This window comes from Bradyrhizobium erythrophlei (assembly GCF_900142985.1).
Classification (GTDB): domain Bacteria; phylum Pseudomonadota; class Alphaproteobacteria; order Rhizobiales; family Xanthobacteraceae; genus Bradyrhizobium; species Bradyrhizobium erythrophlei_B.
The window spans coordinates 5,283,451-5,298,237 of record NZ_LT670849.1; the positions used below are offsets into that span (position 1 = coordinate 5,283,451).

A 14,787-nucleotide genomic window follows, 5' to 3' on the forward strand; every position below is an offset into this window, starting at 1 on the left:
TGCCGGGGCTTTGAAGTTTCAGTCTCTGGACCAATCAGTAATTCGCGACGATCGGTCCTCCGAAACGATAGTTGAGGCCAATCTTTGCGGTGTGCACTCCCGGCTCGCTGGCCGTGTTGGTTTCGACCGTGTCAGCAAGCCCGCCACCCGCCTCACCGGACTGAGTGAATGTCCGGCGCGTGCCGAGATAGAGATACTCGCCCTTGAGGCTCCAGTTGTTGGTGAAGGCGTATTCGATGCCCGCGCCAAACAGCGTAAGTAACCTGGGTATCAGAGTGGCTGAGGAATAGCGTCGAGGTACCACACCCGCCTGTGCTACAGGCATCGTTGAAGTTGTAGCTGTTGCCGACGAAAGCAACGCCGCCTTTGGCGTAAAACAGGGCTCGATCAGCAGCCCAACCTATCCGACCTGCGATAACGCCATAGGCGTCACCGATATGGCTGTTATTGACGCTATCTGGAAATGCAAAGCCGGCGTTGATGGCGTTGATATCTTGTTGCGATCGGTGCAGGTTGAGGTAGCCAGCTTCACCTTCAAGGCCAAATACAAAATTGCTACCGGGTGTTTGCCAATTGTAACCAACCGTGCCGCCATCGATGAAGCTGCTGCTTAGCCCATAGGAATTGACGAGATTGCCGCCGTTGTAGAACGCACCAGCCGGGCTACTAGGGTCGGTCGCGGTCGCCGAAAGCGCCAGCGACGAAACCGCCGATGTAGAAGCCGGTCCAGTCAAAAACCTCCACCGGCATCACCGGAGCCTTGGTGTAGGTGCGAGCCGGAAGATCGGCAGCGAGGGAGACATTCGTCAAGCCGAACAGAGCGAGAGCTCCCAAAAGAAACTTCGTGCGCATATTTACCCCCTAAAAGACTGACTCAAAGGCCGGGCGTGCAACCGCTATGAGGCAAGCTTTATCGCGACACCGGGAAGCGTGCAGTAAACGGTGGCGCATTTTTGCGCAGCGACCCGAGATCGTTCTGCCCGGTCTTATCGGCTGTGTCTGCCGTGAAGGATTTAGCAAACGACAATTTGTCGTTTGCTGAAGTTTCTTCGGCATGGCGCGCTCGGCCACCGACTGCCTTCGCCGACCCGTGGATCGTAACCATCCGGTGAGGGCCGCGGGATAGTCGCGTGGTTCTGTGATCCGATCATGCGGCGGACTGAACAAGGAGCTTCTTCCATTCCCAAGGGAGTAGCTCATTGAGCCGGCCTTGCGGAGTGGCGGCGATGCGGGCGAGCACGTCGGCCAGCCATGCTTGCGGATCGATGTCGTTGAGCTTTGCCGTCATGATCAGGGTGGCCATGATGGCGGCGCGGTCGGCCCCACGTTCGGAGCCGGCGAACAGCCAGGACTTGCGACCCAAAGCAAAGCCGCGCAGCGCGCGCTCCGCCGCGTTGTTGGTCAGACAGATCCGCCAGTCATCGACGAAGCGGGTGAACCGGTCCCAGCGGCGCAGCATGTAGTCGATGGGCTTGGCGACCGCGGACGAGTTCGACAGCCGGGCACGCTGCTCGCGCAGCCAGGCTTCGAGCGCCGTCAGCAGCGGCGCACTCTGTTGCCGGCGGACCCGCAGCCGCTCTTCGGCGCTTTGACCATTGATGCCGCGTTCAATGTCGAACAGTGCATCGATGCGCTTGACTGCTTCCAGCGCGATCGGCGAGATCGCCGCGGCGTTCTTGTCTCGCCTCGCATTGGCGGCGATGTCCGCCAACTCGAAGAACTGCCGCCTGGCGTGCGCCCAACAAAGTGCGGGCATGATGGGTCCCTGCGCGCGCGATGGGTCGTACAGCGCGTTGTAGCCGCTGTAGGCGTCCGCTTGCAGGATGCCGGTGAACGTCTGAAGATGCTGGGCAGGATGCTCCTGCCGGCGATCGCGCGAGGCGTAATAGAGCGCGGCCGGCGGCGCCCGTCCCCGGAACGGGCGGTCGTCGCGGACATAGGTCCAGATGTGGCCCTTGACCGTCTGGCCCTTGGCCAGGATCGGCACCGTGGTGTCGTCGCCATGCAGTCGCTCGGCGGAGAGGACATGACGCTCGATCAGCCGATAAAGCGGCTGCAGGGTCGTCGCACAGGCGCCGACCTGGTCGGCCAGCGTCGATAGGCTCAGATCGATGCCCTCCCGGGCGTAGCGCTCGCTCTGCCGGTTCAAAGGCTGATGCTGGCCAAACTTCTCGAACAGGATCATGGCCAAGAGGTTGGGCCCGGCAAAGCCGCGCGGCGTCACGTGGAAGGGCGCCGGCGGTTGGGTGATTGTCTCGCAATCCCGGCACGAGAACTTCTCGCGCACGGTCTGGATCACCTTCCACTGCCGCGGAATGACCTCCAGCGTCTCGGTGATGTCCTCACCCAGTTTCGAGAGCCTCGATGACCCGCAGCAAGGACAGCTCTCCGGCGCCGGGACCACGACCCGCTCGCGCGGCAGATGATCGGGGAACGGTTTGCGCGACGGCCGCTTACGCTGGAAGGACTTGACGGTCTGTGTCTGAGCCGCCGCCCTCTCAGCCGCCAGTTCGTCCTCGGTTGCGGTTGCTTCCAGCTCTTCAAGCTGAAGCTCCATCTGCTCCAAGAGCCGCGCCTTGCGCTCCGATCGGCTGCCGTAAATCTGGCGACGCAGCTTCTCGATCTCGAGCTTGAGGTAACTGATCAGTGCTTCGGCCGCCTTCGCGTTGGCCGCTTCCGCTTTGGCGCTCGCCGCGACCGCTTCCGCTTGCAGGCGCGCGGCGCGCTCCGCGAGGATCATCGCATGCGCGGCGGCCAGATCGGTGGGGAGCGATTCAGAGGTGGTCACAACGATGATGGAATCACATCCATCGCGATCCGAGAAGTGCAAAGCCTCATCCGACCGATGTCGGCCGCCACGTCTCTTGTGGGTGCCTCCAGTCAATCCCGGACAGGAGATAACCGAGCTGCGCCGACGAGATCGTCACCGCACCCTCAGCCGGGCTCGGCCAGATGAAGCGACCCCGCTCCAGGCGCTTCGTGAACAGGCAGGCGCCCTGGCCATCATGCCAGATCACCTTCAGCAGATTGCCGCGACGACCGCGGAAGCAAAACAGGTGGCCGCCCAGCGGGTCGCGATGCAGGATCTCCTGCACCTGCAAGGCCAGCGACGGAAAGCCCTTCCGCATGTCGGTATAGCCGGTTGCGAGCCACACCCGCACGCCGGCCGGCAACGGGATCATCGTGACTGCCCATCAGTCAGCGCCGCCACGACTGCGCTCAGCGTCGCGGCGTCAACCGCGCCCGTGATCCGCATCCGAGCCCCGGCCGCGAACTCGATCTCGATCGCACCGCTGGTCCCGGAGGGCGCCGCCGACGGTTGCCGCTCTGGCGCAATGGAGACCGCCGCAAAACGGACTTCGTCAGCTTGCCGCTGCATCGGCCCGGGCTCGCAAACGAGGACGCCCGTGCGGGCCTGCCGCCGCCAGGCCGTGACCAGATTGCGGTGAACATCATGTCGTCGAGCAACCTCGACAACACTGGCCCCGGGCGCCAGACTCTCCTCCACGATCCGAAGCTTCTCGGCAGTGGTCCACCGCCGTCGTCGCTCTGGACCGGACAGAATCGTAACCGTTGTCACGTTTGCTCATTTGCTTGCAAATTAATGAGCAAATCATCTCACGATCGAGCCCAATCCGGGAAGGCGGCCCTCAGCGGAGGCTTACCGTGGATCAATTCATGGATGCGCTTGCGCTCGGAGGCCTCGTCCTCAAGGCGGGGCCTTTCGTTCCGCCCGTCCCCGACGGGTTAGCCCATCGGTCTAGCGGGCCCAGCGCGCCCGTCAGGGTGGCGCGCCGGGCCCTGTCGCACGCCAAACTAACGCTGCAGCGACTGCCTCAACTCGAATCTGATTTCGGGACCGTCGGTTTTCTCAACACTCCACGAGGCGAGAGCAACCATCATGAAGACCGTGGCGAAGGCCAATGTGGTGATGCTCGCCACGAGGTAGAACTTCGAAGCTGTGTAATACATGGACCACTCACGCTGAAAACCTACCCAGGACCAGCACGAATCGACGTCACTGAGTCGCGCGGCGAGTTCGTGGCAAGCGAGTGGCATTTTCTCGGACCGCTTGTGATGGAACGGCAGCATGAAGTGTTGCCGGGATACCTCCGGCGCGGTTGAGAATCAGAGCACACTCGCGGCATCCGATCCCCTTCGGATAGGCGCGACCAACCACGTAGGCCCCGCTCGCTTGCCGCGAGCGGGGCTTTTCGTTGGGTACTATCCGATAGCACCCCTATCCGTTACGAGGCTGGAGTCCGATTTCTTACGGGGGTTCCACGGCGTTCCGTATCGGCTATCTCAGGTGCTTCCTCCGCTGGATGTGATCGTGACCTATCCTATCAACAGCATCGACACCTCGTCGCTCTCGGAGCCGGACAGGGTCGAGATCGAGAAGCTGCGGGGGGCCTACGACCGCGCTGGCCCGAAGGCCGTCGCTGAAGGGATGTCGCGCTTGGCCAAAAGCCACCCAGAGCTTTTCAGCTGGCTCATCAGAAATCTAAGGGATTGAGAGTGGAGCGATCAGCGTCCCCGCCTCTCGCTGCGCGGCTTGCCACCACTCACATAACCGTCACATCGCCGACATCGGTCTGAAGCTGAGATGTCGCAGCGGTCGGGGTAGGCTAATCGAGCTGCCGGAGCCGGATGTACGCGTACCGGCAGCTCGCGCGGCCCTCACCAGTGCTCCCCGTTCCGGTGAGGGCGTGCCCTGTGTTCGGCGGACACGTGTGACCGGATCGTCATTGTTCAGTAGCTATCATTTCGAAGTCGAACTGATTTGCTGGGGACTCCATGATGCTGCGCGTTATCGAAGGCGACGCAGCCGAGCTTACCGCCAAATTGAACAAGGCCCGGGAGGTCGGTGACCTTGCCGAGAGATGTGACGGTGCGCTTCGGAGCTGGCGGCACTCGACCGCCGGCGCCGTGCGATGGAACGCGATCGTCAGCGCTAGGATGAACAGACCTCCGTTTGACGTTTGCACCATAAAGGCGAGATCGGTATTCTGGCTTAATGCCGGATATCTTGATCCGATGCCCCGAAACAGGGGTCGCCATACCGACCGAGTTGGACACGGAAACCGTGATCCTCGAGACGCTGCCCCCCAGGAAGTGCTCCCACTCGAATGTCCAGCTTGCGGGCGAACCCACTATTGGAAATGGTCTGACGCGTGGGTGAAAGACAGTGACAAGTCGAACTGACTCGATCAGCTTAGCTGATCACGCTGGCCCAAGTGCCAGCGCCGGCCATCAATAAGACGGCGCCGGCAAAGATGATCGCTTGGATCGTCGATAATGTCGCAGGACTGCGCATGGCTTAACCTGTGGAAAAAGCCTACCCATTGGCGAAAATAAACATGATTCGTGAATGCTTTGCGACGTCAATCCACCCCGATGCAGACTGTGGATAACGTGTGCTTACCGCCTATGCTATAAATTGTTCATGGCGGAAACCGCGTTCAAATACCCGACCTGCGAGACCTCGTACCGGCTTGTGCGGGTTGAGGCGCCCCCGACGCATAACGCCCAGCTTCTCTGCCTAAGCTGCGGCGGGCCTCTCGCGACGGCAAGTATGCCTTGAAATACTTCTGGGTCCGGGATGGGGCGACACTGGCGCAGTGGCGTAAGCCGAAATTGGTTTAATCCTCCGCCATTCGCTGCGAGCGGGGTTCTGTCATGGCGCTGACCTCCGACCATATTAGGCCGCTTTCGCCGGGGCGCTCGCCTCGAGCATCGCTATGGTAGCCACCAAATTGTCACGGCGCGCTCGAAGATTTCGAGCCAACGTGGAATAAGCGGGGTTTTTCAAATCACGCACACCCGTCCGTGCTTCTTCCAGCTCGATGTCGGCCGTGAGCAAGTGTGTCGACCGAGTTAGATGGTGAAGGAACCGGTTCATTGCGGCACGTGGCGTCTCAGAACGGTACTGTTCGCTCATATGTCGGGCTCGCGCTGGTTTGATTCCGGACGGAAAAACCTGTCCCACGACCAGCTAAGCAATCACCATGCCGGATCTTAGTTGGTCCCACTGGCGCGATCGAACCATGACGGTGAGTACGCTGCCCCGCTAAGAGCCTTAGGTCGTACCGAATTCAGCGCCTTTTTTGGAGTATGAAATTAGCCCGGCCGGGCATTCGGGCGAACTTTGCCTACCGGCATTCCAGGGAAAACAGTGATTGGCGGCCCCTCGGAAGCCAAACTTCATCGCAATTCTTAAGATGAGCTTCGCTCGTCGGCGATCACCTTGCCGTCGTTGGGCAGGCTTCCGGGCAGGGTCAGTTCGACGCTGCCGCCAAGGTTCGTTACCGCGCGCAGCGTTGAGGTGACCGCCTCGCGTAGCGCTTCGGTGGGCGCGGCGCATTCGCACCTCAGCGTCATCACGTCCTGTTCGTTGTCACGCCGCACCACGAGCCGCAGCCGTCCGAGTTCAGGGTGACGTTTGGTGATCTCGGCAATCTGTTCGGGGCGAACGAACATGCCTTTTACCTTGGTCGTTTGGTCGGCGCGGCCCATCCATCCCTTGATGCGCAAATTGGTGCGTCCGCACGCGCTTGTGCCCGGCAGCGCCGCGGTGAGGTCGCCGATCGCAAGCCTGATCCAGGGATGGTCGGGATCGAGCGTGGTGACGACGATCTCGCCGACATCACCCTCCGCGACGGGTTTGCCGGTTCCCGGCCGGACGATTTCGAGAATGATATCCTCGTTCACCACCATGCCGTCGCGCGCGGTGGTATCGAAGGCGATCAGGCCGAGATCGGCGGTGCCGAAGGCCTGATAGGCTTCGATGCCGTGCGATTTGATCTCCTTTTGCAGCGACGGCGGAAACGCCGCGCCGGAGACGATCGCGCGCTTGATCGAGGACACGTCGCGGTCGGCGGCGATGGCCGCATCGATCAGGATCTTCAAAAAATCCGGCGTTCCGCAATAGCCGACCGGGCTATACGCCTCGATCAGTTCGAACTGCGCCTCGGTATTGCCGGGGCCGGCGGGAATGACCGCGCAGCCGAGTGCGCGCGCCGACATATCGAACATGAATCCGCCCGGCGTTAGATGATAGCTGAACGTATTCAGCACCACATCGCCCGGCCGAAAGCCGGCGGCATGCAGCGCACGCGCCCCGCGCCAAGGATCGTCGCGGGTGGCTTCGGGCTCGAAGATCGGTCCCGGCGAGGTGAACAGCCGGGCGAAGGCGCCGGGCGGCTTGTTGACGAAGCCGCCAAAAGGCGGTGCGGCCTTGTGGAGCGCGGGCAGGTCGGATTTGCGCAACACCGGCAGCGTGGCGAGCGCCGCGCGGCTCGTGATGTGTGCGGGATTGACGCCGCGCAGCCGCTCGGCATAGCCGGGTGCTTGCATCGCCTTGCGCAGGATTTCAGGCAGGCGCGAGAACAGCTCGGCCTCGCGCGCCGCGGGCGCGCGGGTTTCGATCGCGTCGTAATGCTCGGTCGTGCTCACAGCCATCGCTTCCGTCGTTTGAAGCTCTTCAAATTCTTGAAACTCTTGCGCTGATCGCCGGCGCCGCCGAGATAGAATTCCTTCACATCCTCGTTGTCGCGCAATTCGTCCGCGGTGCCGTCGAGCACCACCTTGCCTTGTTCCATGATATAACCATGGCTGGCCACGGAAAGCGCGGCGCGCGCGTTCTGCTCGACCAGCAGGATCGTGACGCCCAGATCGCGGTTGATGGCCTGGATGATGGCGAATACTTCCTTCACCAGAAGCGGCGACAGGCCCATCGACGGCTCATCCATCAGGATCATCTTGGGACGGGCCATCAGCGCGCGACCGATCGCAAGCATCTGCTGCTCGCCGCCGGAGAGATAGCCGGCAAGCCCGGTGCGCTCCTTCAGCCGCGGGAAATAGTTGAAGACCATGTCGATGTCGGCGGCGATTCCGCCATCGCTGCGCGTAAAGGCGCCGAGCCGCAGGTTTTCCAGCGAGGTCATGTCGGCGACGATGCGGCGGCCCTCCATCACCTGAAAGATGCCGCGGCGGACGATCTTTTCGGGATCGATGCCGTCGATGCGCTCGCCGTCAAACAGGATCTCGCCGCGCGTCACCTCGCCGTCCTCGGTCTTCAACAGGCCCGAGATCGCCTTCAGCGTCGTCGACTTGCCGGCGCCGTTGGCCCCTAGCAGCGCCACGATCGATCCCTTCGGCACGTCGAGGCTCAAGCCGCGCAGCACCAGGATCACGTCGTCATACACCACCTCGATGTTGCGCACGGCGAGGATGGGGGCGGTGGCGGCGGTCGAAGTTTGATCGATCTGCGTTTCTATCGTCTGCAAGAGCAAGTCCTTCGCGGTCTCTTGATCCCTCCCCCTTGTGGGGAGGGTAGCGTGTCGATAGCGAAGCTAGCGACATGTCGGGTGGGGGACATCGGTTGTATCGTGGACCCAGACCCCGGCCTGCGCTTCGCTTGGCCGACCCTCCCAGCAAGGGGAGGGACGGCACCTGCGATTAGATCACCATCCGAACCAGTCAGCCTTGCGCGGCAGCTCGACGGTCTTGACCTTCTCGAGCTTGATCGTGCCCTTGGCCATCACGTCGTTGATGTCGCCGTCGGTCGCGCCGGAAATTTTTGCGCGATAGAGGTCGACCTTGGTGGTCGGGCGATGATCCTTCTCGGTCCAGGTCGAGGGATTGCAGACCCCATCCATGCCGGCCGGCACCCAGTCGGCCTTCTGGTAGAAGCCCTTGGCGACGTTTTCGCCGGTCGCACCGCCGTTCTTCGCGGCCCACTCGATCGCTTCCTTCATGTACAGCGCCGAGCACACGGCTGCGATGTAATGCACCGGGCGATAGACCTTGCCGGTGGGGTCGCTCATCTTGGAAATTTCCATCACGGTCTTCATGCCGGCCGCGTTGCCGCCCCAGCCGACCGCTGTGCGGAGCGGGAAGATCACGCCGTCCGCTGCATCGCCTGCGGTTTTCGCGGCGTTTTCGTCCATGCCCCAGACATTGGAGAGAAATTGCACGTCGACGCCCGTGGTCTTGCACGCCTTCATGACCGAAATATTGGAGGCGGCCGTGTTGCCAAGATAAGCATAGTTGGCGCCCGCGCTCTTCAGGCTCAGGCACTGCGCGCTGTAATCGCCGGGCGAGAGCGCAAACACCAGCGGCGGCATGACCTCGAAGCCGAGCTCGGTCGCGAGCGCTTCGCCGGCCGCCTTCGGCGCGTTCGGATAGGGATGGTTGGCGCCCATGTGGACGAACTTCGGCTTGCCCGGCTTGCCCTTGGCCTTCCAGTCTTCCGCCGCCCAGGTCAGTTCGGCGCGCAGCGCGTCCGAATAGCTCGGGCCATAGAAGAAATTATAGGGCGCAGCCTTGGCCTTGCCGCTGACGCCCTCTGGATCGGTCAGCGCCGCGGCGTAGGAGCCCGACAAGTCCGGAATCTTGTCCTGCGCCACGAAGCCGGTCAGCGCTTCGGTGTCGGCGGTGCCCCAACCCATGATCGCGGACACCTTGCCGTCCGGTGCCGACCACTTCTTGTAGAGCGCAATCGCGCGCGGAACCTGATAGCCGTAATCGTTGCTGTCGACATTGAGCTGTTTGCCGCCAACGCCGCCGTTCTTGTTGACCCAGGCGAAGGTGTCCTTGACGGCCTGGCCGTAGGGCGTACCGACATCGGCCGTGCCGCCGGACAGATCCTCCAGATGGCCGATCGCGATCTGGGCCTGCGCGGTCGATGCCGCGCCGCCGAGCATCACGGCCAGTGAAACGGTGCCGAGCAGTGATTTAAGTGTCATGGTTTCCTCCCGATATTGTTGTTGACGTCCATTGTAGCCCTGTGCGCTCCAACCTCAATGCGAGAACGGGTAGAGTTTCCAGTAGGTCTTGATCTGCCGCCAGCGATGCGCGAGCCCGTCGGGTTCGAACATCAAGAAGCCGATGATGATGAGGCCGACGGTGATTTCGCGCAGGAACGTGATGTTATTGTTGAGCGAGAGCGCGCGGTCGATGCTGGAGCCTTTGAGTGTCGCGCTGATCCACTCCATCGATTCCGGCAGCAGCACCACAAAGGCCGTACCCATCAGGGTGCCCATGACCGAACCGGTGCCGCCGATGATGATCATCGCCAGAAACAGGATCGAGCGCTCGATGCCGAAACCTTCCTGCGAGATCACGAGCTGGTAATGCGCATAAAGCGCGCCGGCGATGCCGGCAAAGAACGCCGCCAGTCCAAACGACAGCGTGCGGTACTTCGTCAGGTTGATGCCCATGATCTCCGCAGAAAGATAGTGATCGCGGATCGCGACCAGCGCGCGGCCATCGCGCGTGCGCATCAGGTTGGTGACGAGCATGAAGCAGACCACGAGATAGGCCAGCACCACGTAGAAATATTGCCGGTCGCCGCGGAAGGCGTAGCCGAAAATCGAGAACGGATTGGCGCTCGCCGGCACCGAGCCGCCGGAGAACCATTCGGCGCGCGAGAAGAAATCGAGCAGGATGTATTGCGCGGCCAGCGTCGCGATCACGAGGTAAAGGCCTTTCAGCCGCGCCGCCGGCAAGCCGAAGATCAGGCCGACCAGCGCGGTGACGACGCCGGCGAGCGGAATGGCAAAGAACACCGGAACCGGAAAGTTGTTGGAGATGTAGGCCGAGCTGAACGCGCCGAACAAAAAGAACGCAGCGTGGCCGATCGAAATCTGGCCGGTGAAGCCGACGAGGATGTTGAGCCCAAGGGCTGCGATCGCAAAGATGCCGATCTGGATCGAGATAGAGAGCCAGTAGTTGGAAAGCAGGTAAGGCGCGAAGCACGCGGCGATGACGCCGAGAATCGCAAAATTGCGGCTCATCGCCGTCGGGAAGATCGTGGTGTCCGCCGCGTAGGAAGTGCGGAAGTCGCCGGAGGGAATGAGGGAGGGGCTTGCCATCCGGCTCTACCTTCCAAGATCGTCAATGTTAGCCATCGGCTCGCCCACTTTTATCTGGGCATGATCGTTACCGAAAACCGGTTTCCACTTTTCGGCGATCATGCCTATTACACCCGCTCGATGTCTTTGGTGCCGAACAGGCCATACGGCTTGATCATCAGGATGATGATCAGCACGTAGAACGGCGCGATCTCGTAGAGATTGCCCCAGTGCAGATATTCGCTGTCGACATATTGCGCGACGTTTTCCAATAGCCCGATGATGATGCCGCCTAGCACCGCGCCGCCGATCGAATCCAGCCCGCCGAGGATTGCGGCCGGAAATACCTTGATGCCATAGGCGGAGAGGCCCGACGACACGCCGTTGACGACGGCGACCACGACGCCCGCGACCGCCGATACGGTAGCCGAAATCGCCCAGGCCATCGCAAACACGTTTTTCACGGAAATGCCGAGCGATTGCGCCACCTGCTGGTTGAAGGCCGTGGCGCGCATCGCAAGACCGTACTTGGAGGCGCGGAAGAACCAGGCCATGCCGATCATCATCGCCAGTGAGACCGCAAGGCTCATCACATAGACGGTCTGAATCTGCAGGCCGAAGAGATCCAGCGATTGACTGGTGAACACCCGCGGGAACGGCTGCGGGTTGACGCCGAAGATCCACTTCAGCGCCGCGTCGAACACGGTCGACAGTCCGATCGTCACCATGATCACGGAAATGATCGGCTCACCGATCATCGGTCTCAGGATCACGACCTGGATCGCGATGCCGAAGGCGAACATGAAGACGAGCGTGAGCGGCATGCCGATCCAGAACGGCACGCCGTATTTGGTAAGCAGAGCCCAGCATACCCAGGCGCCGACCAGCAGCAGTTCGCCTTGCGCGAAATTGACGACTTGGGTGGCCTTGTAGATCAGCACGAACGACATCGCGACCACGCCATAGAGTGTGCCGACCACGAGGCCGTTGACGATGAGCTGGATCAGGAACGCGGTGTTCATTCCGCGGCCTCCGCAAGCGGCGCGTTGCCGGCGAGATCGACCACCTTCAGCGTGGTGCGGATGCGTTGCGTGGTGCCGTCCTGAAAACGGATCACGGTATCGACAGGGATGTCGCTTCGGCCGGAATAAATGGACTCGATGATGTCAGCGTATTTTTCGTTGATCACGCCGCGGCGGACCTTTCGCGTGCGGGTCAATTCGCCGTCGTCGGCGTCGAGTTCCTTGTAGAGGAGCAGGAACCGGGAGATGCGCTGCGCCGGTGGCAGCGTGGCGTTGACCGTCTCGACCTCCTTTTGCAGGAGCTCGTAGACCTCAGGCCGCGCGGAAAGGTCGGTATAGGTCGTGAACGAGATCCGGTTCTTCTCCGCCCATTTCGAGACGATCGAGAAGCGAATGCAAAGCATCGCCGCCAGCCGATCGCGGCCGGCGCCCAGCACCACGGCTTCCGCAACATAGGGCGAGAATTTCAGCTTGTTCTCGAGATATTGCGGCGAGAAGCGCTCGCCGCGCGAGGTCTCGGCGAGATCCTTGATGCGGTCGATGACTACGAGCTGTTTCTTGTCGTTGAAATAGCCGGCATCGCCCGATTGCAGCCAGCCGTCCTTCATTTCGGCTGCGGACGCTTCGGGATTCTTGTAGTAGCCGAGAAACATATTGGGGTGACGGATCACGATTTCGCCGACGCCGTTGATATCGGGATTGTCGATCTTGATTTCGATGCTGTCTGCCATGGCGACACCCGTGGTGTCGGGATCGACGGCGTCTTCCGGGTGCAAGGTATAGGCGCCGAGCGTTTCGGTCTGGCCGTAAAGGGTGCGCAGGGGTACGCCCATAGCGCGGAAAAATCTGAATGTGTCGGGGCCGAGCGCGGCGCCGCCGGTCGCGGCCGAGCGCAGCCGCGTGAAGCCGAGCCGGTCGCGCAACGCGCGGAACAAAAGCGTTTCGGCGACGATCGAATGGCGATTGCGGGCAAGGGCTGAAAGCCCGGCCTTCATGCCGAGATGGTAAAGTCCCTGCTTCAACGGAGAAGCATCCATCACCTGCGCGCGCACGTCGGCGGCCATCGCCTCCCAGACCCGGGGCGCGCACAGCACAAAGGTCGGCGCGATCTCGCGGAAATCGTTGAGCATGGTTTCCGGTTCTTCGAAGAAGTTGACCTTCATCCGGCACAAGAGCCCTTTGCCGAGCACGTAAATCTGCTCCATGATCCACGGCAACGGCAGCACGGAGACGTATTCGTCTTCCGGCCCCTTCGGATCGAAAGCGAGATAAATGGCGCAATGCCGCAGCACGCGTCCCGCCGCGAGCATCGCAAGCTTGGGATGCGACGTCGTGCCTGAGGTGGTGCAGAGGATCGCGACGTCCTCGCCGCGCGTGGCGTCGACGAGGCTGTCGTAGAACGATGGTTCCCGCGCGGCGCGCTCGCGGCCGCGTGCGACGAGCTGTCCGGCCGACATCAGGCGCGGATCGTCATATTTGCGCATGCCGCGTGGATCGGAATAGACGATGTGCCGAAGCGACGGCGCACGGTCGGCGAGGCCCAAGAGCTTGTCGACCTGTTCTTCGTCTTCGGCAAAGACGATTTTGGCTTCGCCGTAGTTGAGGAGATAGGCGGCTTCCTCGTCGAGCACGTCGCGATAGAGGCCGAGGCTCAAGCCTCCAAACGCGTGCGTTGCGATCTCGGCTGCGACCCAGTCGGGGCGGTTGTCGCCAATGATGCCGATGACGTCACCGCGTGTCAGACCGAGTTCGACCATGCCGAGCGCGAAATCGCGAACCCGGGTGTGGTAGTCGTTCCAGGTGAAGAGCTTCCAGAGGCCGAGGTCTTTTTCGCGCAGCGCGATTTCCTTGCCGAACTCGCGCGCGTTCAGCCGCAGCAGTTTCGGATAGGTGTCGGCTTGCGCAACGCGGGCGGCGTAATCCATCATGCCGCATCCTCCGCTTTGACGGGGGCGGGCACATCGTCGGGATCGACCAGCACTTCGTCTTCTTCACCAAGGTAGGCGCGCTTGACGTGGGGATCGGCGAGCACCGCGGCAGGATCGCCTTCGGCGATCTTGCGGCCGAAATCGAGCACCATCACGCGGTGGGAGATGTCCATCACCACGCCCATGTCGTGCTCGATCATCATCACGGTCATGCCGAACTCTTCGTTGAGGTCGACGATGTAGCGCGCCATGTCCTCCTTCTCTTCGAAGTTCATGCCGGCCATCGGCTCGTCGAGCAGGATGAGCTGCGGCTCCAGCGCCATGGCGCGGGCGAGTTCGACGCGCTTGCGCAGACCATAGGGCAGGGTGCCGGCGGTGGCCTTTCGCACCGACTGCAAATCGAGGAAGTCGATGATCTCCTCGACCTTGCGGCGGTGTTCGAGTTCCTCACGCCGTGCGCCGGTCAGCCAGTACAGCGAACCGGTGATGAAGTTGTTCTTCAGAAGGTGATGCCGCCCGACCATGATGTTGTCGAGCACGCTCATGTGGTGGAACAGCGCGAGATTCTGGAAGGTGCGCCCGATGCCGAGCCGCGGCCGCGCGTTCGGGTTCAGCGCGGTGATGTCCTGGCCGCGATAGAACAGGTGGCCTTCGGTCGGCCGGTAGCGGCCGGAGATGCAGTTGACGATCGAGGTTTTGCCGGCGCCGTTGGGGCCGATGATCGAGAACAATTCGCCCGGCTTGACGCCGAAACTGACGTCGGTCAGTGCGCGCACGCCGCCAAAGCGCAAAGAAACCTCGCGCACCTCCAACGTATGGTCCAATCGTCCCTCCCGCTCCACCTCTGGCGCTTTTCGCGCTCTTGGTCGGTTATCCCTTGAAACTTCAACGCGATCCTATATCGGCGCTTCCCGTGAGGCCATGCGACGAATGGCAATTGCCTGAAGCGCTGGTACATCGGATGCCATCCATTCGCGCCGT

Annotated in this window: 15 protein-coding genes; 2 read left to right on the forward strand and 13 right to left on the reverse strand. The window is 61.9% G+C overall.

The annotated features are described in order from the left end of the window. Window positions 1–34: 34 nt before the first annotated feature. Window positions 35–325 (reverse strand): outer membrane protein, encoded by a 291-nt coding sequence (locus BUA38_RS36320; protein WP_083587763.1) that lies wholly within the window; start codon window positions 323–325, stop codon window positions 35–37. 112 nt (window positions 326–437) lie between these two features. Here BUA38_RS36320 and BUA38_RS37070 point away from each other — a divergent pair, with 112 nt between their 5' ends. Further along, entirely contained in the window at window positions 438–614 is a 177-nt protein-coding gene (locus BUA38_RS37070; protein ID WP_156898713.1) for a hypothetical protein, read from the forward strand. Between the two features lie 52 nt (window positions 615–666). Here the strand turns inward: BUA38_RS37070 and BUA38_RS36325 are convergent, their stop codons facing one another. The 5 genes from BUA38_RS36325 to BUA38_RS25150 all read right to left on the reverse strand — a co-directional run bounded on the left by BUA38_RS36325 (window position 667) and on the right by BUA38_RS25150 (window position 4,092). Then, window positions 667–852 carry a hypothetical protein gene (locus tag BUA38_RS36325; protein ID WP_083587764.1) on the reverse strand — a complete coding sequence of 62 codons (186 nt, stop codon included), beginning with the start codon at window positions 850–852 and terminating at the stop codon, window positions 667–669. Window positions 853–1,147: 295 nt separating this feature from the next. After that, on the reverse strand, window positions 1,148–2,740 hold the full coding sequence (gene tnpC, locus BUA38_RS25135; RefSeq protein WP_072825673.1) for an IS66 family transposase: 1,593 nt from the start codon (window positions 2,738–2,740) through the stop codon (window positions 1,148–1,150). 94 nt (window positions 2,741–2,834) lie between these two features. Further along, window positions 2,835–3,182 carry an IS66 family insertion sequence element accessory protein TnpB gene (gene tnpB / locus BUA38_RS25140; protein WP_072815721.1) on the reverse strand — a complete coding sequence of 116 codons (348 nt, stop codon included), beginning with the start codon at window positions 3,180–3,182 and terminating at the stop codon, window positions 2,835–2,837. Next, complete coding sequence (gene tnpA / locus BUA38_RS38830; protein ID WP_072815717.1) at window positions 3,179–3,580, reverse strand: IS66-like element accessory protein TnpA; 402 nt, start codon at window positions 3,578–3,580, stop codon at window positions 3,179–3,181. Before tnpA ends, tnpB begins: the two co-directional genes overlap by 4 nt. A gap of 236 nt (window positions 3,581–3,816) precedes the next feature. After that, window positions 3,817–4,092, reverse strand: a complete 276-nt coding sequence (locus BUA38_RS25150) for a hypothetical protein (RefSeq protein WP_072822146.1) — start codon at window positions 4,090–4,092, stop codon at window positions 3,817–3,819. 241 nt (window positions 4,093–4,333) lie between these two features. On the opposite strand from BUA38_RS25150, the gene BUA38_RS37075 reads away from it, so the two are divergent. Further along, window positions 4,334–4,516: a hypothetical protein gene (locus BUA38_RS37075; RefSeq protein ID WP_156898714.1), complete on the forward strand. Its 183-nt coding sequence runs from the start codon at window positions 4,334–4,336 to the stop codon at window positions 4,514–4,516. Between the two features lie 1,700 nt (window positions 4,517–6,216). Here the strand turns inward: BUA38_RS37075 and BUA38_RS25165 are convergent. The 7 genes from BUA38_RS25165 to BUA38_RS25195 form a co-directional block, all read right to left on the reverse strand. Beyond that, window positions 6,217–7,455, reverse strand: coding sequence for a phenylacetate--CoA ligase family protein (locus tag BUA38_RS25165; protein WP_244553045.1), 1,239 nt, complete (start codon window positions 7,453–7,455; stop codon window positions 6,217–6,219). Further along, window positions 7,452–8,288, reverse strand: a complete 837-nt coding sequence (locus BUA38_RS25170; RefSeq protein ID WP_156898715.1) for an ABC transporter ATP-binding protein — start codon at window positions 8,286–8,288, stop codon at window positions 7,452–7,454. Before BUA38_RS25170 ends, BUA38_RS25165 begins: the two co-directional genes overlap by 4 nt. A 177-nt stretch (window positions 8,289–8,465) precedes the next feature. Continuing rightward, window positions 8,466–9,749 (reverse strand): ABC transporter substrate-binding protein, encoded by a 1,284-nt coding sequence (locus BUA38_RS25175; RefSeq protein WP_072822154.1) that lies wholly within the window; start codon window positions 9,747–9,749, stop codon window positions 8,466–8,468. Between the two features lie 54 nt (window positions 9,750–9,803). Continuing rightward, complete coding sequence (locus BUA38_RS25180) at window positions 9,804–10,877, reverse strand: branched-chain amino acid ABC transporter permease (RefSeq protein WP_072822156.1); 1,074 nt, start codon at window positions 10,875–10,877, stop codon at window positions 9,804–9,806. Window positions 10,878–10,984: 107 nt separating this feature from the next. Continuing rightward, window positions 10,985–11,878 carry a branched-chain amino acid ABC transporter permease gene (locus BUA38_RS25185; RefSeq protein ID WP_072822158.1) on the reverse strand — a complete coding sequence of 298 codons (894 nt, stop codon included), beginning with the start codon at window positions 11,876–11,878 and terminating at the stop codon, window positions 10,985–10,987. After that, window positions 11,875–13,806, reverse strand: coding sequence for a long-chain fatty acid--CoA ligase (locus BUA38_RS25190; protein ID WP_072822160.1), 1,932 nt, complete (start codon window positions 13,804–13,806; stop codon window positions 11,875–11,877). Before BUA38_RS25190 ends, BUA38_RS25185 begins: the two co-directional genes overlap by 4 nt. Beyond that, window positions 13,803–14,630 carry an ABC transporter ATP-binding protein gene (locus tag BUA38_RS25195; protein WP_072822162.1) on the reverse strand — a complete coding sequence of 276 codons (828 nt, stop codon included), beginning with the start codon at window positions 14,628–14,630 and terminating at the stop codon, window positions 13,803–13,805. Before BUA38_RS25195 ends, BUA38_RS25190 begins: the two co-directional genes overlap by 4 nt. Window positions 14,631–14,787 lie beyond the last annotated feature (157 nt).

Coding starts and splice junctions, on each gene's coding strand:
- BUA38_RS36320 (WP_083587763.1), bottom strand. CDS start 325: ATGCCTGTAGCACAGGCGGGTGTGGTACCTCGACGCTATTCCTCAGCC.
- BUA38_RS37070 (WP_156898713.1), top strand. CDS start 438: ATGGCTGTTATTGACGCTATCTGGAAATGCAAAGCCGGCGTTGATGGC.
- BUA38_RS36325 (WP_083587764.1), bottom strand. CDS start 852: ATGCGCACGAAGTTTCTTTTGGGAGCTCTCGCTCTGTTCGGCTTGACG.
- tnpC (WP_072825673.1), bottom strand. CDS start 2,740: ATGATCCTCGCGGAGCGCGCCGCGCGCCTGCAAGCGGAAGCGGTCGCG.
- tnpB (WP_072815721.1), bottom strand. CDS start 3,182: ATGATCCCGTTGCCGGCCGGCGTGCGGGTGTGGCTCGCAACCGGCTAT.
- BUA38_RS25150 (WP_072822146.1), bottom strand. CDS start 4,092: ATGCTGCCGTTCCATCACAAGCGGTCCGAGAAAATGCCACTCGCTTGC.
- BUA38_RS25175 (WP_072822154.1), bottom strand. CDS start 9,749: ATGACACTTAAATCACTGCTCGGCACCGTTTCACTGGCCGTGATGCTC.
- BUA38_RS25180 (WP_072822156.1), bottom strand. CDS start 10,877: ATGGCAAGCCCCTCCCTCATTCCCTCCGGCGACTTCCGCACTTCCTAC.
- BUA38_RS25185 (WP_072822158.1), bottom strand. CDS start 11,878: ATGAACACCGCGTTCCTGATCCAGCTCATCGTCAACGGCCTCGTGGTC.
- BUA38_RS25190 (WP_072822160.1), bottom strand. CDS start 13,806: ATGATGGATTACGCCGCCCGCGTTGCGCAAGCCGACACCTATCCGAAA.